Genomic DNA, 24,701 nt, shown 5'->3' with positions numbered 1-24,701 from the left:
TTCAACCGTTTCCCCTTTCCTGGACTGCGATCCAACAGGCATGTTTTAAGTATCCCCAATCTGAACAGACAAAGCCCTTATTTTTCTTTATATCCTAGAGGCGTGTTTGTCCGGCCCTGCACCTGCGCGCAAAAACTGCCATCCGACAGACGAACCACAATTTCTTTCCCGGGCACCGCATCAGCAGCCCGGCGAAAAACTGTCCCTCTTTCATCAAAGAGCACGGCATATCCTCGGGACAACACCTTCAGCGGACTGAGGGCATCCAACGCCCCTGTCAGAAGAGAGAGTCTGCTTTTTTCAGATTCGGCCCGCAGGCGTAAGGAGTCCGCCAGTGCTTGCTGGAGTTTCTCCAACTTTTCCTTCAGCGGTGAGAGATAACGCTCCGGATTTCCCAGGGGAGAATCCTCTACCAAGATATCCACACTCTGACGCAGGTACTCGATCAATTCCCGGGAACTTTGCAGGAAATACGCATGATAGGAGACAAGGCGCTCCGCTTCTTCTCTTCGGTCTGGCGTACAGAGCTCCGCAGCAGCGCTGGGAGTTGGCGCCCGCAAATCTGCAGCAAAATCGCAGATTGTAAAATCCGTTTCGTGTCCCACCGCTGAAATCACCGGGATCTCTGATGCAAACACCTCTCTGGCCAGTTCTTCATCGTTAAAGGCCCAAAGGTCCTCGATAGAACCACCGCCGCGGCCCAATAGGATCACATCGCAGCAGCCTTCCCGATTGAGCCCCCGAAGTGCTGCTACCATCTGAGCCGCAGCAGTCTCTCCCTGAACCAGAACCGGGCAGAATATAATTTCGGCCACCGGCCACCTACGGGCAGTAATCTGTAGAATATCTCTGACCGCTGCCCCTGTAGGCGACGTAATTACGCCGATACGCCTGGGATAACGGGGAATCGGCTTTTTATATTCCCGGTCAAAGAGTCCTTCCGTCTCCAGTTTCTGCTTGAGCTGTTCAAAAGCAAGACTGAGAGCGCCGATACCGTCCGGCTGCATCTCCTCTGCATACAGCTGATACTGTCCGGACGGCTCATAAACAGAGACTCTTCCCCGCACAATCACTTTCATTCCATTTCGAGGTGCAAACTTCAGCCGTTTTGCAGAGCTGGCAAACATGACAGCTTTCAGTACGGCAGCTTCATCTTTCAAGGAAAAATACAGGTGCCCGGAACGATAATGATCCGTATAATTGGAAATTTCACCGGTGATAAGGACATCATTGAGCCGTCCGTCCCCTTCGATCAGAGACTTCAGAAACCGGTTGACCTGTGAAACTGTCAGCATGGAAGGCATCACGACAAGCACCTCTTCCTTTCTGCCAAAAGCGCAACCCCTGCCGCGTTGTCGGAAGAAAACTCCGGCTGTGCAAAATAGGCTGAATAACCTGCCTGCAGGCGCTGCCGCAAAATGCTGTTGGAGCAAACACCGCCGGAAAACAGCACAGGAAGGCCCTTGTATTCCTCTAAAAGTCCTCTGCACATGGCATCCAAAGTGACAGCTATGGCTTCCAGGCAGAATCTGGCGATTTCCTCTTTGGGATGTCCCTGCTGCTGCAGCAAGATACATTTATTTTCAATACCGGAAAGTGAGCAAAAATTACCTTTCATGGCAGGACGGTAATGGATTTTCCCTTCCCATTTCAGCGCTTCTTGTTCCATCTCCGGCCCGCAGGGAAACCGCATTCCCAAAAGTACGCCCACCCGGTCTACCGCTTGTCCTGCTTTCAGATCCAGGGAAGCCGCCACAATTTCAGCTTCCGGCATACCGTTCTGGTCAGGTGAGACCAACAACGCCTCCGTTGTTCCGCCTGACACATGAAATGCCAGAAACCGGTGTTCCAGCAGTTCCAGTTTTCCGGCTGAGTACAGTGCAGCGGCAATATGTCCTTGCTGATGGGAAAAGCGTTCTGTTGGTACACCAACTGCAGCAGACAAAATCTCCGCACAGCTGACACCAGCGGAAAAACAGGGCATGTAGGAATTTTCCGCACGGCGCGGCGCATCTGAAACACCGATAGCTGCTATCTTGTCTGCCCGCTCGAGAAGAGGGGTCAGAACCTCCGGCAGTTGCCGGACATGATGAAAGACAGCTTCGCTCTGCCGCAGACCACGCTCCCCCTGCCTTACCGGAAGCAACTTTTTACGGTTTACTATCTCGCCGTTACAAAGAAGAGCAGCTGACGTGGTGTAATTGCTGGTATCAATTCCCAGGACACTGTCAGGCATGATTTTTTTCTCCGTTCAGTACCTTGTCGACCGTGGCAAGCACTCCGTTGATATAAGGGGCGTCTTCTTTTCCTCCGTACATCTTCGCAAGTTCCACCGCTTCATTGATGGAGACACTGGTTGGTATGGAATCGTCAAAAAGCATTTCATAAACGGCCAGCCGCAACAGCGCCAGCGCCACTTTAGAAAGCCTGTGCAGGCTCCACCCGCGAATATGCTGGGATATTACAGAATCGATCTGCTGGGAATTCTCCTCCACGCCAAAAGCTACCTCTTCGGCAAAGGAATTGGGAATAAAATCCCGCGCTTCAGAAGCATCGTGAAGAATATCGTCTATTTTTGCGCCGGTGACGGCCTGTTCGAACAGAATCTGAAACGCCTGTTCCCTCGCCTCTCGTCTTGTCAATCCAAATCATCCTCTGCTTCAAAATAAAAAGAAAAGCTCACCGCATAAACGGTGAGCAGTACAACAAAAAATCAGCTGCAGTTTTCAAGCTTCACCGCGGATATACAGGCTTTTTCACCCACAATCCCGTCTATGAAGCTATTATACCACAATATTTTTCTGAAACAACTATTTTGTACCGATAATCTTAATTTTATCAGCAGAAAGGCCCGTTTGTTCCATCACAATCTCCTGGATGATGAGAGTATCAGAATCCTTTATTTCTCCGGAAACCACAACGCTGCATCCCTCTTCACTGACATAGGCGACACTCTGTTCATAGCTTTTCGCTTTTAGAAGATTTTCCACATTGGTTTCCTTGAGGATATTCTGAGCGATGACGGCAGCCTGTTCAACAGCTTCTTTTTTAGCGTCGCTGTCGGCATCTACGTCCTCCAACACATCGTCCAAAAGATCCATCGCTTCGTCCCTGGAATTCTGCCTGGCAAGACGCGCCTCGGAAAAAGGATCTGCAGAGGAGGAACCGGGCGTTTGCTTCAGGTCATCGGTGACTGTTTCCACATAGGCGTTATTTACCAGTTGAGCAGCGCCCAGTTCGCTGGTCTCACTGGAACTGTCACTGATGGGAAGCTTGTTGGTCCCTGCGAATTGCCAGTTAAGATAAACCGCCGCGCCTAATGCCAGCACTAGCGATGCCAAGACAAGCTGTTTTTTTCCAAATTTCATTGCAAAAACCTCCAGAATCTAAATAATTTTTTCTTTCCGAATTTCCAAAAATTTACAGTCAGACAAATTTAAATTGACAAACATCTTTTCAGCAGGACCTGAACCTATATAGATCGTATGATAAGTTCGAGGCAATTTATTAAAAATTGGGACAGCTATTTTCCTGAATCAATCACACATACCTTTGTTGAAGATATATCCAAGGCAGTCTTCATTGCATAAATCAGTTTTTCACGAATCACGGAATCCCCTGCAAATTCACTTACCACCACCACTCCTTTTACTTTCGGTTGTATCTCCGTCACGGTCAATGCATGCTGCGCTCCTTCAGAATCTTTCAGAAGAATATGTATCGTTTCATTTTGCTCTTCACCCTCTCGGCTCGACTTTTTTTCATCTTGGGCATAAACTGTTTTGCCCGTACTCTCCAATGTTACCAGTACCGTGGGGTTTACTTCCCCAGTGATGGCGGCGACCACCTGTCTTAATCCTGTCTCCAGCTGTCTTTCGTATTCGGCGGCAGAATATGAGACGGTTTCCTGTTCTGCTTCAGGTTCTTTGGGTGAAAAATCGATCCAAGTGGAAATATAAATTAACGCAATGCCGCCAATTCCCAGGAATAAAATCACATTTCGAAATTTATCCTTTTTTAACAGCTTCAAAAGGGAGTTGGCCCCGTTCTTAATGTCCATCTGTTTTTACCTCCACCTCTGTCTCTTCGCCCAGCACATTTTGAAGAAGCGCATCTGCACGCTGTGCGTCAGACTCATAGAAAAAGGTGGCGCTTACCTTGGTTAATACTATGCTGGATTCATCGGTTATATCTGTGAAAATTTCTATTTTTTCCGGTTTGAGATCAATCGTGGCCAGTAAACCGCGGATAGACTTTTCCAGTTCTCTTTGTGCTGAATCTTCCATCTGCTCTTCTACATAGCCAGAAAGCTCATTTTGCTGTTCCTGCGCCTGGTCTATGGCGACATTCCAGTTGATGTCAAGGTGAAAAAGGGAACTGACGGCAGAAATCAGAAGAAGGACTGAGATCAGGCCCCGTATAAAATTGATCATTTCATTTTTGGGACAAAACCTGGCAATAATCTCTGCGGCGACCAGAAAAATGCATACTGTCAGTACTGTTGCCTTTAACGTATTCATAGGCTTCCTTTCAAAAAAAGCACCACGGCGGCACACACCACAGAAACCGCCGCCGTGCTGATTACGACAGCCAGAATCATTTTTCCAACCGAAGTGCAGGTTGACATAAATTTTCCGATTCTGGATGCGTCAAACAGTTCGGCGGCAATCTCGCCTACACCGCAAACAGCCACCCAGAACACCGTTTCTGTAATAACAGGAAGGAAAATACAGAGAGAAGCCAGGATTCCGAAAGCTCCTACCCCGGATTTCACCACCTGCATACTGCTTTTGATCGCTGCAAGCGCGTCCCCGAAGGCGCCGCCTACAATGGGAATGGCAGAGGAGGCAATCAATTTGGCTGCCTTGCTGGTTGCGGAATCCGCCTGCATATTCAGAAGAGTTTGGATCGATAGCACACCGGAAAACAGAGTTACCAACAGCAATAATATCCATTTTGTAAAGCTGTAAAGCTTTTCAGTCAATTTATCAAACTTTGTCTGTGAAAAAGCAGAGGTTATGGCAAGGGCTAAAAAGATATTAAGCATAGGGATAATTATGGCAGAGGATAATATAGGAATTGCATTGGCGGTTCCCAATGTCAGAATGCTATAAGAACCTCCTGTTACAACATCCCCGGAAGCCACCATTAAAGCCGAATAAACGGGAATAGAGGCCAATAAAAACACAGATGCGCTTTCAATTACAAGCTGTGCTGTGCTAATCAGTTTCATCAGAGGCAAAACCACAACAGAGGCGCAGGCTAGGGTACCCACCATACCAGAGGTTTCCCCAATTTCTGACTGCTCAAAGCAGCCTGTCAACTTGCAGATCACAATAATGGCGACGAGAGCTGCAAGGGCTTTCAGCGGACCGGCTAATTTATCCTTCAGCATCTGTGAAACAGCCGTCATCAGCCGTTCGGCAGTAATCCCACCCTCTATTTGGGCAGAATCAATACCGGCGTCGGAAAGCAGATTCTGAGTGTCCTGGTCCAGGCTCTCGTACATTCCGGAGGCGCCGCTTTTTTCATAGAGTTCTGCCTCCATCTCTTCCGCCGAAGCGCCGGAAGCAACAGAAAGAAGAAACAAGATGCCCAAACACAATACCCTCAATGTTTTGCTAATCTTTTTCATTTTAAATCCTTAGAATTTCACTGAGATATTCGAAAATTTTCAAAATAACCGGAAGCGATACCAGTAAAATTGCCGCCTTGGATGCTAACTCTACGGCAAATGCCAGCGTGGATTCTCCGGCATCTTTACAGAGGCTGGAGGTTGTCTGTCCCACAAGAGTAATCCCTACAGCTTTAAGCAGTACCAATAGATAACCGCTGTCAAAACTTTCAGACTGTGCTATGGCCTCAATTTCTTCCAGAAAAGGAGCTACCTGTTGGAAGACTGCCAGCAGTATCAGAATAGCTGTCAGGATTGTCATTAACAGAGCGTACTCCCGATTGCTTTTTTTCACCACCGCCGCAAACAGTACAGCGCAAATAACACAGGCGGATATACCGAAAATTTCCATAGTGTTTAAAGCCCAAAGATCGACTTAATCGCTTGGAAGAGCGCATCGATCTCATTGATGATCATCATCAGTACCACGATCAGCCCTGCAAGTGTGGTCATCATGGCCTGTTCTTCACGCCCGGAGCGAATCAACAATTGATTCAGTACAGCGACAATAATCCCAATCGCAGCAATTTTAAAAATCAAATCCACATCCAAGTTGTGACCATTCCTTTCTTTTCCGGTTCGGTGCGTAAACGGCACTATAACAGGATCAGGCAAATTGTAATTCCGCCAAACAATCCCAATGCCAGATAGAGCCGCCCTTTTTGCTCACGTTCCGTTCTGGCCTCCCGAAGATTCTCTTCCAAAAGAGCAGAATACAACGTGATGTGTTCTATCTGACCCTCGATATCGCTGGTACCCAATCCTGTGAGAAAACCACGGCAGAGTTGAAAATCCTTCTGCTCCGGGAAGAGGGAGGCGCTTACTTTTTCCAACGCCCCATGAGGGTCATTCTCCATTCCTTCCTCCTGTGCGGCGTTTTTACAGACAGAAAGATCTCTGTTTTCTAAGATCAATTCTGGAAGAGGCCGTGCAGAAAATTGGATTCCAGTTTTTAAGCGCTGCATCAGTTTTTGCAGTTCAAGCAGCTCCCTCTCCCTTTTTGTTAACCGTCTCACGCCTGACAATCCCAGCAGAAAGCCGCTCACCACAATCATAACCGCCCCCAGCAGATTCACAGCGTTCTTCATCCCCTTCCGGTACGGACAGTTCATATCCAGACATTGGTTTCCGTTTTTTTATTCTTTCGGCAGCCAGGCTTATTTCAACTGATTCAATAGCCGAGACCTGGCCAGGATTTCTCCTGCCCTGCAGAAAGACCAGGTTTCCGAAAGCTTCACTGTCCAAAAGACTTCTGCATAGGGGGCGTTTCAGAAAATCATCCCGGGAAGCATGTACTGTAGCGATCAAGGCAACTCCAGAAAATACTGCCTGTTTAACCGCATCCAAATCAGCTGTACTCAGCTCATCACAAACCAGGAATTCCGGAGAAAGCATTCGAATCGCAACATCGAAACCTGCCGATTTTGGATATCCCCGAAGAATGTCTGCTCCCGGCCCAAGGTCATAGCCTCCTCCAAGTTCTCCCCTTTCATCCAGTACTGCAAGCCGACTGCAGGGGCCAAACCTGCCAAAGGAAATGGATGTTATCAAATCTCGAAGAAAAGTCGTTTTTCCGCTGGAGGGCTCTCCGGCAATCAAAACTCCCTCTTTCAGATCCAATCCGGGGCGAAAAAGCATGTCCGCACATCCCGGCTTTTCTCTTGGAATTCGAAAGACCAGGGAGGTAATATCCCGGATATTCTTGATTTTTCCAGATTCTAAAACCGCAGTTCCGCAAAGACCAACGCGGTAATTGCCGGAAAGAGTCAGATAACCCTGCCGGATTTCATTTTCATGGCTGAATACAGACTGTCCGCAAAGCTGATAAAACAGTTCCTGTAGTTCATCTGTCGAACAGCTGAGGAACTTGCCGCTTTTTTGCCGGGAGACTGTCCCATCCTGCCTGACATAGCGGATCCCTTCTTTCCCACTGATACAGACAGGCTGCCCTGCTTTGATACGGATGTCAAAGGCCTGCTCTTTTATTTGCTGGGGAATCTTTAGAAGCTCGTCCCGAAACCGGAAAAGATGAGAAACCACCTGATCAAACGCAGTGTCCATTCTCTTTCCCCCCTCTTTTTTTGGATATTCATATCTATTTCCGTGCAAAGCAAAATAGAACAAGCCCTGAAATAGAAAAAGGAGACAGAAAAAACGCCTGCGGGCGTACCTTCTGTCTCCAAACTAGAAATACCCTTTGAATTAGCTTCAAAAGGTATTTCCACTATAATATATTCTTCTATATAATCGAAACCAGCCTTACAGAATAATTTCTCCGTCCACGGTGCCGGGAAGAGCCGCCGCATTGGATTCATCGGTATCTACATGCATAGCCAGCGCATATTTGGGACTTACCCGGCAGACCACGTCGCCAAAAGTCAGGCTACGCCCATTATACTCCACCTTTACAGAAACGATCTGCTTATCTGTTACACCGGCTTCCTTTGCTTCCTCAGGATTAAAGTGAATATGACGTTTGGCAGCGATTACTCCTTTTGCAAGTTCTATCTCACCTGCCGGTCCCTTCAGAACACATCCAGGGGTACCTTCCAGATCACCGGATTCGCGGATCGGCGGCGTCACTCCCAATTTTCTGGCATCTGTCAAAGAAATCTCCACCTGAGTTTCAGGGCGGGTAGGTCCCAGAATAGACATTGACATGGAACCCTTGGGACCTATAACCTCCACTTTTTCAGCGCATGCAAACTGACCGGGCTGAGAAAGATCCTTCTTATTGGTAAGAGCCGCACCTTTCCCGAACAGAGCCTCCAGGTCCTGCTCAGATACATGTACGTGGTGGGCTGAAGTTTCGACCATTACTTTCATTTACATTTCCTCCTTCATTTCGCCGTTCTTTCAGTTTTATTCTACTACCAGGGGGTAAAAATTTCAACCTGAATTTACTTTATTTTGAAGCTGTGATAAAATAAGAAAAATTCATCAAAGGGGAAAAATTCATGATTCATCGTTGGGAGGAATTGAAGGACGCCTGTCTGCACTGCAGGAACTGCAGTCTTTGTGATACACGGAACCACGTCGTTTTCGGGGCGGGAAATCCACAGGCAAAGCTTCTGTTTGTAGGCGAAGGGCCTGGAGAAAACGAGGATCTTCAGGGAGAAGCCTTTGTGGGCAGAGGCGGGCAATATCTGGACAAGCTGCTGGCTGCTGTAGATTTGGACAGAAAGACCAATGTGTACATTACAAATATTGTGAAATGCCGTCCTCCGGCGAATCGAGATCCTCTGCCGGAGGAGCAGGAAGCTTGTATCGGGTGGCTGCGTAACCAGTTTGCGTTGATGCGCCCCAAAATAGTCGTTTGCCTAGGCCGGGTCGCATCGGCAAAAATGATTAAGCCCGATATTAAAATTACAAAAGAACATGGTATTTTCTTTGAAAAAAGGGATGTACTGATGATGCCCACTCTGCACCCCGCCGCACTTCTGCGGAATCCGGCACAAAAGCCTGCGGTCTTTGAAGACTTTCTGAAGCTACGGGATAAAATTGATGAGCTTGACTGTGATATTGCAAAGCATTAATATCGGAAAAAACGATGCAAAGGCTGCGCCCTTTCTTTTATCAAAGATGCTCCTGAGTCTGGCGGCAAAAAGCCAGATTCAGGAGCATCTTCTTTTTGAATGAACTACTATTTGGTACAATTTCTATTGAAGCTTTATTTTGAAGCAGCGCCTCCAGATATCGGGAGGGATCATATCAGTCTGTTCCAGAACAGTCTTCCTCCGCTTCCGCCGGGACGTTAACCGAATCGTGCAGCTGCTTCCGACGGTAGAGGAACTGGTCTGCCACCACCAAAAGGGCTCCGGCTATCACCACCAAATAATAGGTGAAAAACCGCCATACCATGACGGCAGCATAGAGATCGTTATTGACAAAATAATTCTTGAAGTAGGAGGAAAATCCTATTTCTTGAGCGCCGGAAGCACCGGGCATAGGCATAAAGGAGACAGAAACCTGCAGCAAACTTTGAATTGCAAAAATCTCAAAGTAATTCACTTCTCTGTATCCGAACGCTCGAAAAATAAAATAAATCACGCTCATTTGCAGGATGAATTGTGGAATCGACAGTAGAATACCAGCCAAAAGGCTTTTTTTCTTTTGTTTAAAATCATCCGTATAACTGCCAAAGTCCGCCTCGAACCGGTCAATGGAATCCAGCAGATGGAACCTCTTCTTCAAAAAACCGATTTTATTGACCAACCATTTGGCCGCCCTACAGATGCCATGCAAAACCGGTTTAAAGAACAATGACGGGAAAAACACGATTGATAATCCATTGACAATTAACCCCAAAACAATAAAAGGAAGAATTCCCGGATTCTGTTCTGATAGTTTGGGATACATAAACAGGAACGAAACAAAAGAACAAAGGACAAATGCACATTGATAGCAAAAAAATTTCATTACCAGCACTGCCGTTGAAATTCCCACTGGTATCTTATCCCTTCGGAGATAAGCGGACTGCATGGGCTGCCCGCCGGTAGAACTAGGGGTAATATAGGAATAATAGATGCCGATTAACCCTATTTTCAACCCTGACTGAAACTTCATATGGATATTTTGGCTATGCATGAGCAATCTGATAATTTCGCCCTCAAAAACAAAAAACACGACGCTGACAAGAATTGCAATCGTCAGATATCCGGGAGTTAAATTGGAGATAGTTTTAAATACATTGCCAAATTCCTGATTGAAAATACCAAACAGCAGCACAGCAACAATGGTGACAACAATATACAGCATTCCCCAAGGAATTTTCCGTTTCTTTTTCAAACCTTGAACTTCTTCCTGTTGGAAAGAATCTTTTTTCTCTTCTGTTTCCATTTTTCACCGTTCCATTATGCTTCAGATCATAAACGTTATTCTACCATTTTATATACCATAATGCAAATGACAGATTTCTTACGGTTCAGGCCATTAACCAATTCGAAAACAGCGCAGGATGAAACACGGTTACATGCTGAAAAATCAACCCAGCCATTTTACTGTAAGGATTGACAACACTACAGCAGCGACATCTCCCAAAAGGGCCGCAGGAATTGTATAATACAGTTTTTTATAATGACAGGCTCCAAAATAGACAGCTACAGCATAAAAGGTGGTTTCTGTAGAAGACGATAATACAGAAGCAATTTTCCCTGTTTCGCTGTCAGGTCCAAACGCTTTCAGCAGGGATAGCGTATAGGCAGAGGAACCGCTGCCTGACACGGGCCGTAAAAGCGCCAGCGGGGCAATTTCCGGGGATATACCAATCATCTGCGCCGCCGGCGCAACTAAACTACACAGCATATCGAGAAGTCCTGACTCCCGTACCATGTTTACTGCCAGAATCAAACCGATCAATGTAGGTAAAATGTGGAAGGAAGTTTCTATCCCCTCCCTTGCACCGGTTAGAAAAGTATCAAAAACCTCAATTCCTTTCAAAAAGCCAAAAACCAGAATTGCTCCAATGATTGCCGGCAATGCAGCCGCTCCTACCTGTTCCATAGCGGACCCCTTTCTGCAAGCTTGCAGAACAGTACGCACACCAAAAGAGAAACGGCAGAAGTCAGCCAGATTTCCGGTAAAATCCCAAATGGCTCCATACTTCCACAGCTGCTTCTGATCGCCGCCATATTGATTGGCAGAAGCTGTATGGACGCCGTATTGATGACGACAAAGAGAATCATTCCCTTTGTCGGACTATCTCCGGAGTTCTTTTCTGCCATTGCTTTCATTGCAGAAAGTCCCAAAGGGGTGGCGGCGTTTCCCAACCCTAAAAAATTTGCGGAAAGATTCATACAGATTTTCCCCTTAATTTCCTGTTCCTTTCTGTACTCCGGAAACAGCCGATCGATCACGGGAGAAAAAGCGGATGCCAGCAGTTCTGTCAGCCCACTTTTTTCCGCAATCCTCAAAAACCCCATCCATGCGCACATACTGCCCAGTAAAAAAAAGGACAACTCCACTGCTTGCTGAGCTCCGTTCATTATTGCTGTGGAAAGCGCCTCCAGCCTGCCTGTTGCTGCCGCACAGATCACACTGGCAGCGATCATTCCGAACCAGATATAATTTAACATGTTTCCTCCCCCTTTTCTACATGGTTGTTCTTGACTTTATCCTGGAAACAAGGTATCGTAAGAATAGAAATTATTGGTTTAGAAAGGATTTATCTATATGTTGTTTGGTGAACACATTCTTGATTATTGGGACGATATTCTGAACGATCTCGGCAAAATAGTTGCCGTTCCCTCTGTATGCGGGGAGCGTGACGGAGATTATCCGTATGGTAAAGAGCCCGCCCGCGCAATTGATACCATGATGGAACTGGCGGAAAGCTATGGGCTGAAGACAAAAAATGTCGGATATTATGCAGCTCATGCTGAATATGGAGAAGGGGAAGAAAATGCCGTAGTTATGGCGCATGTAGACGTAGTTCCTGCTGGGGAAGGTTGGAATACGGATCCTTTTTCTATGGTGATCGATGATAATCATGCTTATGGCCGGGGAGTCAGTGACAATAAGGGGCCGGCTATCGTGGCGTTGCACTGCCTTCGTGCGCTCAAAGATGCCGGCATCACCGGCAAACGGAAACTCCGTGTCATTTTTGGCTCTGGGGAAGAAATTGGAATGGACGACATGAAACACTATTTCGCCAGCGAGCAGCTTCCTGATATGGGCTTCACGCCGGATGCCAGTTACGGAATCTGTAATTGCGAAAAGGGTATTATGAATTTTTCTGTCAAGTGCAAAAATGATTCTCCTCTCATCCGTTCTTTTCAATCCGGCACAGTTGCAAATGCCGTCCCTTATAAAGCCACCTGTGAAATTGTCTGTACGTCGAAGGAGTTCGACCGGCTCTCTAAATCTATAAAATCGGCAGAGGGAAATTTTGAACTTACCCGGACTGAATTGGGTGCACATATTGTGTCAAACGGCAGAGCCAGCCATGGCGCTATGCCGGAGAGCGGTTTCAACGCAGCTTCTTACCTTGTCAAACTCCTGGCAGAAGCGTTTGAACCGGAACGGCTGGGTGTCTTTTTCCGATTTATTCATGAGCAGATCGGCATTAGTACCGACGGTTCTCTGATCGGCATCAAAATGAGCGATGAGCCCAGCGGAGCGCTTACCTTTAATTTGGGGTTAGTCAATGTAGAAGAAAACTGCAGCCTGACTGTGGATATCCGGTACCCTGCCACAAAAAAGGGGACGGACATCGCCAGTATCCTGAGGGAAAAAGTAGAATCATATGAAGGTCTGGAATTTGTGCTGCTTTCCGACGCAGAACCGCTTTATCTGCCCAAGGAAAGCAAATTGATCGGCATCCTTTCCGGCGCTTATCAGGACGTTACCGGAGAAGAATGTGAAATATTCTCCATGGGCGGCGGAACTTATGCACGGCAGATGCACGGCAAAGGGGTGGCTTTCGGTGGCACCTTCTCGGATCAGGATGACAGCCGTGCTCACAACAGCAATGAATACCTGGATTTAAGGCGTTTTAAGCTTCATGCACAGATTTGTCTGGAAGCTATGTATCGCATGTTCACAGCGGAGTAAAGCATATGTCGGAATATAGGACGATTCTGCCGGAAGAAATTTTCTCCAACAGGGAGATTCACAGCTATATCGAATGCGGCAACAATTGCCTTGGGGCAATCGGCTTCACAGAACATGGTTTTGCCCACGCAAAACGCAGCAGCAACTATGCACGGGATATTTTAGCGGATCTCAACTATCCGGAGCGCATGTGTCAGCTTGCTGCAATCGCCGGATACATGCATGATATCGGAAACACAGTAAACCGTGCGGATCACGCGCATAGCGGCGCTTTGATGGCTTTTACCATCCTGAATAAACTGAAAATGCCGCCGGAAGAGATTGCGTTGATTTGTTCTGCTATAGGGCATCATGATGAAAAAACAGCCTACCCTGTCAATCCTTTGGCTGCCGCGCTGATTCTATCCGATAAAAGTGACGTCCGGCGTACGAGGGTTCGCAAGAACGCCATTTTGGACGCTGACATTCATGATCGGGTAAATTATGCCGTCGAAAACACCAAATTGGAGATCGATCCAGAAAACAAGGTCTGTATCTTTCTTATTACCATTGCGACAGAAATATGCCCAGTCATGGAATATTTTGAAATTTTTCTAGACCGTATGGTACTTTGTCGAAAGGCGGCGCAGACTTTAGGGCTGCAATTCGAATTGCTGATCAACAATACCCGTCTTCTTTAATTTACTCCAAATAGGACAAAAAAGGTTCTGCACAAGTAACACTTGTGCAGAACCTTTTTTGTCAGAACATTTTCTGAGACGATCTTTTTATAGCGGCAATATTCTGCAATGCCTGTTTTGAGACTGGGGTTATTTCGTAAGCGGGTTTTCCAACATAATATCCCTGCAGCATATCTACGCCGGCGGCAATACAAGCTTCCACTTCTTCCCTTGATTCTACACCTTCGGCCAGCACTTTGATTCCCTGGTGTCTGGCATAGGAGATAATACTTTCCAGAATTTTTAAGTTATCCGCCTTTTGGTTGACATGATGGATAATACTGATATCCACTTTCAGAATATCAGGCACAACATGCAGTAAAACAGACGCCCCATTATAACCCGACCCATAATCGTCAACAGCGATCTGCCCGCCCCATTTTTCCCGGATAACAATATGCTTTCGGCTTTGAACACTGCTGTCCATTGCCTCGCTTTCTGTAATTTCAAGAACGATATTGGAAAGGATGCCTCCATATTGATCGGCCAATTGATCCAATTCCTGTTCGGACAGACTTTGGTTGGGGAGAGAATTGATAAAGACTTTGCTGTCAGGGCTGATTTTACCTTCCGCTCTCATTCTGGCATAAGCTTTAATAGCGCCATAAATTGTTAACTTTTCAATTGCTAAAAGCCTGGACTGAGAACGCGCCACCCTCAGGATATCTTCAGGACTGGAAAACTGAGGCAGTTGTGAACGCATTAGTGCCTCATAACCATAGACCTTTCCACTCTCCACTTCCACAATGGGCTGGAAAGCAAACTCTATTAAGGCTTCATCAATCAAGCGGTCGAATGCTTCCTGGCCATTCACCAGAAGGGCATTTCTCTTCTAATCCTCCTTGCTGAATTCTTCGACAGAGCCCTTCGTGGAATGCTTCACACTATACATGGCAAAGTCAGCAAAGCGAATCAGGTCAGAAGCATTATCTGCATCTTGTGGATACCAAGAGATTCCGCCGGAAGCCCTGATTTTATAATCATTACCATTGGGAAGCCGGAAGCAGCCCTGTTCAATCTGTTTCCATACTGCTGCTATTCGCCGGTGTATCTCCTCTCTGTTGTCGGCTCCATAGAAGAACATATAAAATTCATCACCGGAACGGCGTGCCAACAGACAGTTATCGTCCAGCTGAGCCTGAAGCGCCTGTGCAAAATTGATGATATACCGATCCCCAAAATCATGGCCGTAGGTATCGTTGACATACTTTAAATTATCTAAATCCCACATAACCATTGCAGCGTTTTTCAGCTGATCTGGATTTTGAAACAATCGGTCAAGCTCCCTCATAAAAGCACGGCGGTTATGTAGATCGGTCAGCGGGTCAAAGTCCCGTTCGTATTCCACTTTCTTCCGCGCAGCAACTTGTGATGTGATATTGACTGCAACTCCCGAGCAGGTATTCCCATCAGCCTGAGAAGTGATGCTTACCCAACGTTCTTTTCCATCTTTTTCAGTAATTTGATAAGTGCTCACATCCCCCATCGTATCATACTGCCGCAGTTCTTTCATACGATCCAGGAAAACCGAGAGCTCCAGATATCGGTCTCCCCCCATTTCGTTTTGCCAGCAGAGAACATCGAACAGTTTTTCGCTGCAGTAAGCCAGACTTCCGTCCATTTGGTATTCAAAGACGCCAAGCTGTATATTTGTTTTTTGAATTATCTTTGAAAAACGGGAGGCAGATTCAGCCACTGAACGGCTGAGTTCTTCAATCGATTCAGAGAGCCGGTCTATTTCCTGAATACCTAATTTGGGAAGCAGCACTTGCTGAAGTGGGTTGCTTCTTTCCAACTCTGACATCAATGTTTTCATAGGCCTTGTTATGGAAATCACCACCATAGAAACAGCTACTGTGCCCACAAGAAGGGTGATCAATGAAATGACATAAACCAGAAGCTTCAACTGCCTGGTTAGCCTCAACAAGGTATGTTCTTCCTGTACGCCTATCACCCGCCAGCGTTCCTGTTCAAAGGGGGTATTGGTATTGTAAAGCTTAATGTCATGGATCGTACAGTAAAGCCCGCCCTTTCCCTGCTCAACAGCGTCTAATATGGAAACCTCGCTGTTTTGTGCTTTCTTTTCAGCTGAAATCCTGATTTCCTCTTCGGTAGCATAGTATTGCCGGAGCAGCTCACCATCCTGTGCGATTACGGTCAAAGGGGTCTGGTCACCTTCATCTTTAACAAGAGCAAAAGTCACCTCGCCGCCTTGGGAATACCGGTTCATTTTGATCCTGGAAGTCAAATAATCCAAACTCAAATCTACCCCTAATGCTCCAAACACAGTACCATCGGCGGAAATCAAAGGAATTGTGTAAGCCACTGCTGCGTGATCCATGGCAGAAAGACGAAAAGGGCCGGACCAATAACCATAATTCTTGCTTTTGGGATGAGAGGATTTTCTAGCTTCTTCAATAGGACGCATAAAAAAGGAATTTTCGTCTCCCTCATAGATCAAAGCTGACCAAAAAGAGTCTAAAGGAAGTTCTTGTTCCTTTGCAATGGCAGGCAGGCCGCGTTCCAGAAGTAAGTCGCTGTTCTTTGAAGTAAAAGTAGAGGGATCATTATCACGTACATAGAAAGCAGCCCGATTCCCTTCGGTGTTTTCTCCTGCGACACCGATCCCATCCAACACAAAAAAGGCTCCTGTTACAGAATTTCTGCGCAACAGTTCAATAATATGAGGTGCAGCAGAAGACAAAATTTTTTCATTTAAAGCCGCATCGGTGGGAATATCACTGTAATCCGATCCATTCTCTTCCAAAACTTCAGCGACACTGTTCAAAATCTCTTCTTCAGATTGGTTGATATTAGACCATCGATGGATCATTTCATTGTCGAAATATAAGCCCAAATTATCTGTTTGTCGAGAAAAAATGTCAAAGGCATTGCCGTCCATATGCGACACGATTCCTCCTTGAGAGAGAAATACCACATACAGAAGTGTTTGGATAGCCAGAACGAAAAGAATCGGCACGGCGATTCTGCTTCGGATAGAACGTTCTTGGCTTTTCACTTTTTTCTCTTGAAGCCCTACCATATCCGGCTTATTTCAGCTCCTCCAACCCTTGCTGCAGGGTATGATACCAGGATTCGAAATTTTCGTCTGTAGCATACTGTGCAGCCGCCTCAGAACGGCTCATTCCACCGTCCACCAATTTCTGAATCTGATTCAAATCCTCTTCCAGCTTTTCCGTCAACGAATCACTCAGAAGATTTCTGGCCTTTGTACCGTTTTCAAAAGCTTTGTTGGTATACAGGGTATAATCATTTACCATCTCAACCCCTATTGTAAGAGTCTGATACAAGGCAGAATTTTCTGTAAACAGATCGGAGTTTTCCACAGTTTGGCGCAAAATAGAATTTCCATCTTCTTCGTCTGACAGGGCTTTTTTAATTTGCTCTACACTGTTGGCCTCTTTCTTGACCGGAAGGTAGCCGCTGCCAAGACAAAAGGCGAGATTGTTTTCCTCCTCTGTGAACCATTTCAGAAAAACAGTAGCAGCGTATTCCTTTTTTTCTTCACTTTTCGTGACAAGCATTCCTGCCCCCTGCTGTACAGCATAGGGTTGTGTTCCTTCAAAATTGGGCAGAGGAAGCACCTTACAGGTAATATCATAAACTGTAGCATCTTCGCGTGTGACCTGTGTTGGAAAATACATCGCTCCGCTGGTCGAACCCACGAAAGCAATCAGTTCCCCAGTCTTGGCATCATCGCTGCGAAATCGCCCGGACGCAGTAAACCAGCCGTTGATATAGGGAACATAGTAATTATCCCACAAGCGCTTAAAAATTTCCGGATCCATATGAAAAGTAACTTTACCGTCTTTGACTTGGAAAACTTCTTCTCCCAGTTGCATAGAACCCACAAGAAGATAGTTGGCTACAGCATCCCTGCCAAAAAAAGCTTTTCCATCATCGGGGACATCCGGGGTTAGAGCATCCGTATAATTGTAGTATTTTTCTGCTGTTGTGACGATCCCTTCCCAGGTGGAAAGCGCTTCTTCCGTTGCACCGCTTGCGGCAGAAAAAGCCGCCCAATCCGTTTCATTGAGCATCAACACCTCTGTTGCTTTTGCTATGGGAAACAACTGGATTCCGCTCTCTTCAGAAAACTTCCCTTCTTCCAGGTATTCCTCAACATAGGAATTCTGTTCTTCCTCCGTCAGATATTGACTGATATCCGCAGCCATTCCACGGCTGTTAATGGTATAGGCGGTATCTGCATAAGCGGCAATAATATCGGGAAATGATTCTGCACCCACCTCCTGATCCAAAGAATCCATGGCTTTGTCAATCAGCTCATTGACGGTTCCTTGCGCAGAGGCTTGAACAAGGATCCCCATTTCTTTGCCCAGGGTATCGTTAAATTTGGATACTAAAGAATCAAATGCCTGCTGTTGGGGGCCGTTATAATAATGCCAAAGCGTAATACTTACCGGATCGCTTTTCTTCAGGCCATGCGTTTTGTCTTCCCCGCAGGCAGTAAACATCGTTAAAATAAGAGAAACAGCTAACACAAGTGCTGTAATATGAGCGATTGCTTTCTTCATTTTCTTCTACTCCCCCAATGATTTCTTCTATGTTACCATAAATTGGATCTATTTACAATAAAAATAAAAACCGTTCCTAAAGTTTTGAGCATCCGTTTTCCGGCGAAAAAAAAGCCTCCTCCCCTTAAAAGAAAACGAGACTCTTTTTCAATAATTTAACCGTTTTGAACCTTTATTCTGCATCCAAATGATTAGGACAAACCACCACTTTTATCGATGCATCGCTCATTTGCATTGCAATTGCTTCCGGTAGTTCCTCCACTGTATAACGATGCGTAATCAATGTATCAAAACGCAGTTTTCCTGAATTGATCAACTGTACCGCTCTGCCATGGGTGTCCGGGTTCACAAAAGAACCCTTAATAGTCAACTCTTTTTTAAATACCTCAAAGAGCGGCAGCTCAAATGTGGCGTCCACTTTCGGCACACTGAATAGCAGGATTGTAGCTCCTCTGCGCGCAAACTGAAATGCGCTTCGCACTGCGGAAAGGTTTCCGACACATTCAATAACAACATCTGCGCCCATATCATCGGTTTGGGCAAGAAACCGCTCCAGACTACCTTCCTCCAGGGGGTTGAACGCAGCGTCTGCCCCCAGCGAGAGTGCCGCGCTACGACGCTTTTCGTTCGGCTCGCTTAAAATAATTTTCGATGCACCGGAAAGCCTAGCAAGCTGTACCATGATGAGGCCGATTGCGCCGCCGCCTACCACACAAACACGGTCTCCAGCACGAATTCCAGCCAGATCAATTCCATGCAGGCAACAGGCAACCGGTTCCGCCATAGCCCCCGCTTCAAAAGAAATTTCCGGAGAGAGAACATACACCTGTGAAGCAGGCACTCTGCTGTATTGGGCGAATCCTCCGTCCCGGGTAACACCAATAGCCTCCATTGAGTCGCACATCTGTTTTTTACCGCTCCGACAAGCAACGCAGCTACCGCAATAAATGTTGGGGTCAATCGTCACATGATCACCGCAAGAGATACCTGTAACCCCCTCTCCTACGGCAACCACCTCTCCGGAATACTCGTGCCCGAGCACAATGGGCGGAGTCACATCCGCTGAACCGGGCTCTCCATGATAGATATGTACATCCGTACCACAGATGCCGCATACCATGTTTTTTATGACAACAGTTCCGGGCAGCGCTTCTGGAATATCAATATCCTGCACTTCAAAGTTCTTGTCACCAAGGAAATAGCACGCTTTCATTTTTACACTTTCCTCCTTTTTTCTGGACAGCAAATACCATAAATTTAGAAATCCAGCTATCAAGGTCTACTGAATAATAGATATGTTCTGTTTGATCTTTCGCACAAATTTGTAAAGACAGTAAACAAGAGTCTTAATAAGATGGAATTGAGTGACTTTCAGATAAACCGTTCGATGTACGGAAAAAAGAAGAAGGCCGCAAGAGACTCCTGCAGGATTGTTGCGGACAGGCCACATCGTCCCGCAGGGACAGTCTCCTTCCGACCTCCCTTTCGTTCAAATCTTACTTCATGACACCGATGGCATCGGTAATGGTTTTCTCATAGGCTTCCATACCGTATTTATCCACATCGGCCTTATTCTTCTCTCCGTGCGTCAAACAGCCTGCTCCGCCAATGCAGCCGCCTATACAGGCCATTCCTTCGATAAAGTTTGCCGGCAACACGCCTTTACTCGCTTTCAGCAGAGCCATCCTGCAAGCTTCTATTCCATCGCAGGGCAATGCCTTTAGATCGAATTCAATGTTCTGTTCTTTCATAGCCTCTTTCACCGCATCGCTGAGACCGCCGCTGCGGGCAAAAATACGACCGTAATAGGAAGCGTTATCCAAAACATCCTCCTCCAGCGTATTTATGTCAATATCACGACTGTCAAACAGCGCCTGCAATTCTTCAAAGGTGATGACAGAATCGATATAGGGACGGACGTCCTCCTTTTGAAATTCCATCTTTTTGGCAGTACACGGTCCAATGAAAACTACTTTTGCGCCGGGCGTTTTTTCTTTGATATATTTTGCAATCGTTGCTGCCGGTGAAAGATTGTGAGAAATATTCTCTTTCAGCTGCGGAAACTGCGTCTCAATATAACTGACAAAAGCAGGGCAGCAAGAGCTTGTAAGAAATCCCTTTTCTGCCAGTTCCTGGGATTCCAAATATGCCACCATATCTGCTCCCAAGGCTGCCTCTACAACTGTGAAAAAACCAAGCTTTTTAATCCCAGAGATCACCTGACCAAGCTTAGCGTAGCTGAACTGGCTGGAAATAGAAGGCGCTACTACCGCATAGAGCTTGTAATTCTGGTTGTCTCCGCTCTTTTTGATCAGGTCCACCACATCAAGGATAAAAGACTTGTCCATAATAGCGCCAAAGGGGCACTGATACACACAGGCGCCGCATGAAGTACAGGTTTCATTGTCAATGGAGGCGGCCCCGTCTTCCCCCATGCTGATAGCCTTGATTTTACAGGCCTTTTCACAGGGCCTTTTTTCATTGGCTATCGCACTGTAAGGACAGACCTTCGCACATTGGCCGCATTCTACACATTTTGACTTATCGATATGAGCCTTTTGATGCTCGTCAAATGTGATAGCTCCCCTTCGGCACACATCTTCACAGCGATGTGCCAGACATCCCCTGCAGGCGCTGGTAACATTGTAGCCGCTCACTGGGCATTCGTCGCAGGCGATATCGATAACCTCAATCACATTGGGATTATTCTTATCCCCGCCCATAGCCATTTTAATGCGTTCTTCCACAATGGCACGTTCCTTATAGATACAGCACCGCATGGTCGGCTTGCCGTTTTTCACGATGATTTTTGGAATCTCCGTGTAACTTTCGAGCAGCTTATCTTCAAAGGCATACCGCGCCACTTCGCGGAGTACCTTGTATTTTAAGTACTGTACCTTTGTATCAAACTTTCTGAGCTGTAGGGGTTTCATTGCCATTTGCTTTTTCCTTCCATTATCCACTTAAAAATAGCTTACTTTAATCTTCTTCCCCATCTTCTGCAAGCATTCGCTGAGCTCGTCCACCAAACGCATCTTGATATTGAAATTGATGGGCAGATTCGGATTCTGATGAGCAGGATTGATGGCTCTTCCCACAAAGAAGTTAATGTCGGTAGCCTCTTCAAACAGCATGCGGGAGATCAGGGAGGCGCCGTCCCGCTTGTAACCCCACTCCGTGTAGGTCTCATTATCCTGGAGATAGTCCTTAGCGTAGTCCAGCACCTTACTGATGGTAATAACACCCTCCGTCACCAGATCTACGCCTTCAATGGCAGCCGTAGGCGGTATTTCGGGATCAAGATAATCAAGATTTGCCACCATGGGCTTCTGGAGGAACTCCGCCGTAATGGTAGAGGTGGTTCCGCCGCAGACAATATGTTTTCCCTCCTTGGAAAAAAAGAGGGACAGCATTTTATTCACGTCATTTCTGTCGGAAGGCGGACCAATCATCAAATTGACAGGAGAACGGTTCCTGATTTTCACAACGCAGACGGTTGTATCATCCCCTGGCTTTTCTCCATACAGATGATTGCACTCTTCCAGCAGGATCGTGCCAAAGGTCTTAGCGGTATAACTCTCATCATACATCTGCTCCAAAAACTGGACGATGTCTTTCCGTTCCCAGCCAAAATTAAGTGAAGAGCCGATTCCCGCATGGATGGCGCCATCGCTGGTGACCACCAGGAAATCATTTTCCTGGAGTTTGATTTTCGACTTGTAGATCATTTTGCCTTCGATTTCATTTCCAACCTTGGGAATCTCCACAAATTTACCATTGCGCAGCAGGATGAGAAAAGGATTATCATACTGAATGATTTCAGCCTCTTCGTTCTCAATGATACGGATGATCGTAAAAGTGGAATAAGCCACTCCACGCACTGCGCAAATAGGCAGCGTTGCAGCGATGGTAGATACACAGTCCTCAATTTTCATATTAGCCGCCATCATCGTAGAAATGATCTTGGAAGTCAGAGAAGAGAGGATGTTGGCCTTAACGCCGCTGCCCATACCATCTGCCAAAACGATAACGGTAGAATTTTCTCCCTGCTCCACGATTTCAACACGGTCGCCGCAGAGCTGTTCGCCCCATTTGTTGAGGCTCATAAATCCAATATCTGTACAAAGATTATTCATCGTTCAGCGAATCCTTTAGGTTTGTCAGCGCAATTTTGGTTTCTGCCGTCGTCTCTCCCAAAAGGGAAGCGATTTCCTGCACCACGCGCATCTGTTTTTCGATGACCCGGTCTGTGACTTCAATCGTATGCTGACTGATCTTTTCTTTCTGTATGCGTTCATGCTCTTCTTCAGTCACGTCGCGCATGATACACATTACAATACGATAGCTCTTGTCATAGATTACCGACTGTTCCACATATTTCTGATACTCAGCGAGATAAACCTTCTCATCATGAATGCTTCTCCCCGTCTGCATGACGTCCAGAAACACCTTGGGATCCAGAATGCGAATCACCTGATCTCCCAGAACATCTGACGCATTGCGGATATTCATGATTTTTCTGGCGGCAGAGTTGATCTGCTGTACTTCCAGAGCCTCGTTCAACACAATGATACCGTTGGGCGTATTGTTGATGATGGTATCCGAGAACGATTCCGCTTTGTCCTTCAGGAAAGGCAGGCACATGCTGATGTTGGCTTTCCCCAGATATACGGCAACCGCCTTGTCACGGCAGGTGTTATACCCACAGGCGCCGCAGTTAAGCTCCTGATCCGGCGTGTGCTTTCCCATTTTATGCAGAATTTCTTCAATATCACTTTGCCCGGGCATCTGACGGTGAAGGCCGATAAACTTATGGTCCTTGATCAGTTCCCGTTCCTCCGGCATAGAAACTTGGAAGTCCTCTTTACCGGCATACCGGTCGACTGCTATGTAATCCCGGACAGGCAGTCTGTGATTCCGTTCCATAGCCGGACCGCCGATACAGCTTCCTGCGCAGATAGACATTTCAATAAAGCATTTTTTCAGTCTGCCTTCCTTAATATCATTCAAAGCAGCAATGCAGTTATCGATTCCGTCTACAGTGAGGTAAGTGTAATCCTTAGAATCGCAGAGCATCGAACGGAGAATTCCTCCTGAAGTCGGGAAAAGACGGGCTTTGCTCTCGTTCAGGTGATCCTCTCCTGCCTCGACAGTGATATCTTCACGCTGCAGCCAGAGAGAAAGCTCTTCAAAGGTGAGCACACAATCCACATCTCCAGGGTATTCTTCTGCTTCTGCCTTCTTGGAGATACAAGGCCCGATAAAAACAGTCTTGACATCAGGATTCTCTTTCTTTATCTTTCGACAGTGAGCCTGCATCGGTGAAACGACTGCCGCCAGATAGGGCAGCGCCTCGGGATGGTATTTTTCTATCAGGAGATTGACCGAATGGCAGCAGGAGGAGATGATAATTTCCTGCCTGTTCTGCCGGACAAGCTCTTCATACTGGGTTTTTACCAAAGAAGCGCCGATCGCCGTTTCCTCAACGGATTCAAATCCCAATTTTCTCAGAGCCTTTTCTAAAGTTTTAATGGTTGCGCCGGGATAGTTCGCCACAAAAGAAGGCGCTACGCTGGCAATCACCCTACTGCCGCGAATCAACGCGGATGCCTTGTCAATGTCATTCCGAATTTCCTTGGCATTCTGTGGGCATACCACAAAACATTGTCCGCACAAAATGCACTCGTCGCTGACGATCTGCGCCTGATCCGATGAAAATTTGATAGACTTCACCGGGCAGTGCCGGATACACTTATAACAGTTGACGCAGTTTGATTTTTTAAGCTTTAGATATTCAGTCATGAGCGTGACCTTTCTTCGCTTCCGCTTTCAACATAAATTTTTCTTTTTGTACGATAAACCGCTCGTGGATTCCCTCTCCTATGGTACCAGTCTCATCGTATGCCTTTACCGAAAAGACAAGCCTGCGTCCGTCAATCTCCTCAAGGCGGCTTTCCGCCCTGATTTCCATTCCTACCGGAGTGGCAGAGGTGTGCGTGACATCCATATGCGTTCCCACAGTGGTCTCGCCGGGATTGAGCAAAGGTAAAACGCTTTTACTGGCAGCAGACTCCATCAATGCAATCATTGATGGAGTCGCGAACACCGCCAGATCTCCGCTTCCCATATTTGGGGCCGTGTTGGCGCTTTCCACACGGCAGGCAGCCCTTCCTGTTGTGCCTACGGCAAGCATGAAATCAA

General features: G+C 46.6%; 26 protein-coding genes. 3 read left to right on the top strand and 23 right to left on the bottom strand.

Features of this window, described 5'->3' with window-relative positions:
• Positions 1-77: 77 nt before the first annotated feature.
• The 12 genes from xseA to pduL all read right to left on the bottom strand — a co-directional run bounded on the left by xseA (position 78) and on the right by pduL (position 8,500).
• Positions 78-1,304 (bottom strand): exodeoxyribonuclease VII large subunit, encoded by a 1,227-nt coding sequence (gene xseA / locus BN3911_RS11555; RefSeq protein WP_066865746.1) that lies wholly within the window; start codon positions 1,302-1,304, stop codon positions 78-80.
• Positions 1,304-2,236, bottom strand: a complete 933-nt coding sequence (locus BN3911_RS11550; protein ID WP_066865744.1) for a Kae1-like domain-containing protein — start codon at positions 2,234-2,236, stop codon at positions 1,304-1,306. The genes xseA and BN3911_RS11550 overlap by 1 nt, the downstream gene beginning before the upstream one ends.
• The gene (gene nusB, locus BN3911_RS11545) at positions 2,229-2,642 is read right to left on the bottom strand and encodes a transcription antitermination factor NusB (RefSeq protein ID WP_066865741.1); all 414 of its coding nucleotides are present in this window, start codon (positions 2,640-2,642) and stop codon (positions 2,229-2,231) included. Before nusB ends, BN3911_RS11550 begins: the two co-directional genes overlap by 8 nt.
• A gap of 168 nt (positions 2,643-2,810) precedes the next feature.
• On the bottom strand, positions 2,811-3,368 hold the full coding sequence (locus BN3911_RS11540; RefSeq protein WP_066865738.1) for a SpoIIIAH-like family protein: 558 nt from the start codon (positions 3,366-3,368) through the stop codon (positions 2,811-2,813).
• Between the two features lie 155 nt (positions 3,369-3,523).
• Positions 3,524-4,060 carry a hypothetical protein gene (locus BN3911_RS11535; RefSeq protein ID WP_066865735.1) on the bottom strand — a complete coding sequence of 179 codons (537 nt, stop codon included), beginning with the start codon at positions 4,058-4,060 and terminating at the stop codon, positions 3,524-3,526.
• Positions 4,050-4,520: a hypothetical protein gene (locus tag BN3911_RS11530; protein WP_066865732.1), complete on the bottom strand. Its 471-nt coding sequence runs from the start codon at positions 4,518-4,520 to the stop codon at positions 4,050-4,052. The genes BN3911_RS11535 and BN3911_RS11530 overlap by 11 nt, the downstream gene beginning before the upstream one ends.
• Entirely contained in the window at positions 4,517-5,599 is a 1,083-nt protein-coding gene (locus BN3911_RS11525; protein ID WP_187127736.1) for a stage III sporulation protein AE, read from the bottom strand. Before BN3911_RS11525 ends, BN3911_RS11530 begins: the two co-directional genes overlap by 4 nt.
• A gap of 37 nt (positions 5,600-5,636) precedes the next feature.
• Positions 5,637-6,026 carry a SpoIIIAC/SpoIIIAD family protein gene (locus tag BN3911_RS11520; protein ID WP_066865726.1) on the bottom strand — a complete coding sequence of 130 codons (390 nt, stop codon included), beginning with the start codon at positions 6,024-6,026 and terminating at the stop codon, positions 5,637-5,639.
• A 5-nt stretch (positions 6,027-6,031) separates the two neighbouring features.
• Entirely contained in the window at positions 6,032-6,226 is a 195-nt protein-coding gene (spoIIIAC, locus tag BN3911_RS11515; protein ID WP_066865723.1) for a stage III sporulation protein AC, read from the bottom strand.
• Between the two features lie 44 nt (positions 6,227-6,270).
• Positions 6,271-6,729 (bottom strand): stage III sporulation protein AB, encoded by a 459-nt coding sequence (locus BN3911_RS11510; protein ID WP_242871163.1) that lies wholly within the window; start codon positions 6,727-6,729, stop codon positions 6,271-6,273.
• Complete coding sequence (locus tag BN3911_RS17395; RefSeq protein ID WP_066865717.1) at positions 6,653-7,735, bottom strand: hypothetical protein; 1,083 nt, start codon at positions 7,733-7,735, stop codon at positions 6,653-6,655. The genes BN3911_RS11510 and BN3911_RS17395 overlap by 77 nt, the downstream gene beginning before the upstream one ends.
• A gap of 198 nt (positions 7,736-7,933) precedes the next feature.
• Positions 7,934-8,500, bottom strand: a complete 567-nt coding sequence (gene pduL / locus BN3911_RS11500) for a phosphate propanoyltransferase (RefSeq protein WP_066865714.1) — start codon at positions 8,498-8,500, stop codon at positions 7,934-7,936.
• A gap of 131 nt (positions 8,501-8,631) precedes the next feature.
• On the opposite strand from pduL, the gene BN3911_RS11495 reads away from it, so the two are divergent.
• A complete protein-coding gene (locus tag BN3911_RS11495) occupies positions 8,632-9,210 on the top strand; it encodes a uracil-DNA glycosylase (protein ID WP_066865711.1) in 579 nt (192 codons plus the stop codon).
• A gap of 175 nt (positions 9,211-9,385) precedes the next feature.
• Here the strand turns inward: BN3911_RS11495 and BN3911_RS11490 are convergent, their stop codons facing one another.
• The 3 genes from BN3911_RS11490 to BN3911_RS11480 form a co-directional block, all read right to left on the bottom strand.
• Positions 9,386-10,462: a lysylphosphatidylglycerol synthase transmembrane domain-containing protein gene (locus tag BN3911_RS11490; RefSeq protein WP_187127735.1), complete on the bottom strand. Its 1,077-nt coding sequence runs from the start codon at positions 10,460-10,462 to the stop codon at positions 9,386-9,388.
• A 195-nt stretch (positions 10,463-10,657) separates the two neighbouring features.
• A complete protein-coding gene (locus BN3911_RS11485; RefSeq protein WP_066865705.1) occupies positions 10,658-11,176 on the bottom strand; it encodes a spore maturation protein in 519 nt (172 codons plus the stop codon).
• Entirely contained in the window at positions 11,164-11,748 is a 585-nt protein-coding gene (locus tag BN3911_RS11480; protein WP_066865702.1) for a nucleoside recognition domain-containing protein, read from the bottom strand. The genes BN3911_RS11485 and BN3911_RS11480 overlap by 13 nt, the downstream gene beginning before the upstream one ends.
• A gap of 97 nt (positions 11,749-11,845) precedes the next feature.
• Between BN3911_RS11480 and BN3911_RS11475 the strand changes: the two genes are divergently transcribed.
• A complete protein-coding gene (locus tag BN3911_RS11475) occupies positions 11,846-13,225 on the top strand; it encodes a Sapep family Mn(2+)-dependent dipeptidase (protein ID WP_066865699.1) in 1,380 nt (459 codons plus the stop codon).
• Positions 13,226-13,230: 5 nt separating this feature from the next.
• On the top strand, positions 13,231-13,905 hold the full coding sequence (locus BN3911_RS11470) for an HD domain-containing protein (RefSeq protein ID WP_066865696.1): 675 nt from the start codon (positions 13,231-13,233) through the stop codon (positions 13,903-13,905).
• A gap of 61 nt (positions 13,906-13,966) precedes the next feature.
• On the opposite strand, the gene BN3911_RS11465 is transcribed toward BN3911_RS11470, so the two are convergent.
• The 8 genes from BN3911_RS11465 to BN3911_RS11430 form a co-directional block, all read right to left on the bottom strand.
• On the bottom strand, positions 13,967-14,758 hold the full coding sequence (locus BN3911_RS11465) for an EAL domain-containing protein (protein WP_187127734.1): 792 nt from the start codon (positions 14,756-14,758) through the stop codon (positions 13,967-13,969).
• Between the two features lie 18 nt (positions 14,759-14,776).
• Positions 14,777-16,987: a GGDEF domain-containing protein gene (locus BN3911_RS11460; RefSeq protein WP_066865691.1), complete on the bottom strand. Its 2,211-nt coding sequence runs from the start codon at positions 16,985-16,987 to the stop codon at positions 14,777-14,779.
• A gap of 7 nt (positions 16,988-16,994) precedes the next feature.
• The gene (locus BN3911_RS11455; RefSeq protein ID WP_066865688.1) at positions 16,995-18,500 is read right to left on the bottom strand and encodes an extracellular solute-binding protein; all 1,506 of its coding nucleotides are present in this window, start codon (positions 18,498-18,500) and stop codon (positions 16,995-16,997) included.
• A 172-nt stretch (positions 18,501-18,672) separates the two neighbouring features.
• Positions 18,673-19,713: a zinc-dependent alcohol dehydrogenase family protein gene (locus BN3911_RS11450; protein WP_066865686.1), complete on the bottom strand. Its 1,041-nt coding sequence runs from the start codon at positions 19,711-19,713 to the stop codon at positions 18,673-18,675.
• A 283-nt stretch (positions 19,714-19,996) separates the two neighbouring features.
• Positions 19,997-21,439: a 4Fe-4S dicluster domain-containing protein gene (locus tag BN3911_RS11445; protein ID WP_066865684.1), complete on the bottom strand. Its 1,443-nt coding sequence runs from the start codon at positions 21,437-21,439 to the stop codon at positions 19,997-19,999.
• A 24-nt stretch (positions 21,440-21,463) separates the two neighbouring features.
• Entirely contained in the window at positions 21,464-22,636 is a 1,173-nt protein-coding gene (locus BN3911_RS11440) for a SpoIIE family protein phosphatase (RefSeq protein WP_066865682.1), read from the bottom strand.
• Positions 22,629-24,302, bottom strand: coding sequence for a [Fe-Fe] hydrogenase large subunit C-terminal domain-containing protein (locus BN3911_RS11435; RefSeq protein WP_066865679.1), 1,674 nt, complete (start codon positions 24,300-24,302; stop codon positions 22,629-22,631). The genes BN3911_RS11440 and BN3911_RS11435 overlap by 8 nt, the downstream gene beginning before the upstream one ends.
• Complete coding sequence (locus BN3911_RS11430) at positions 24,295-24,693, bottom strand: thioesterase family protein (protein ID WP_066865676.1); 399 nt, start codon at positions 24,691-24,693, stop codon at positions 24,295-24,297. The genes BN3911_RS11435 and BN3911_RS11430 overlap by 8 nt, the downstream gene beginning before the upstream one ends.
• Positions 24,694-24,701 lie beyond the last annotated feature (8 nt).

It is taken from the genome of Neglectibacter timonensis, from assembly GCF_900048895.1.
Lineage (GTDB): Bacteria > Bacillota > Clostridia > Oscillospirales > Acutalibacteraceae > Acutalibacter > Acutalibacter timonensis.
This window is presented reverse-complemented; position numbering and strand designations above follow the sequence as displayed.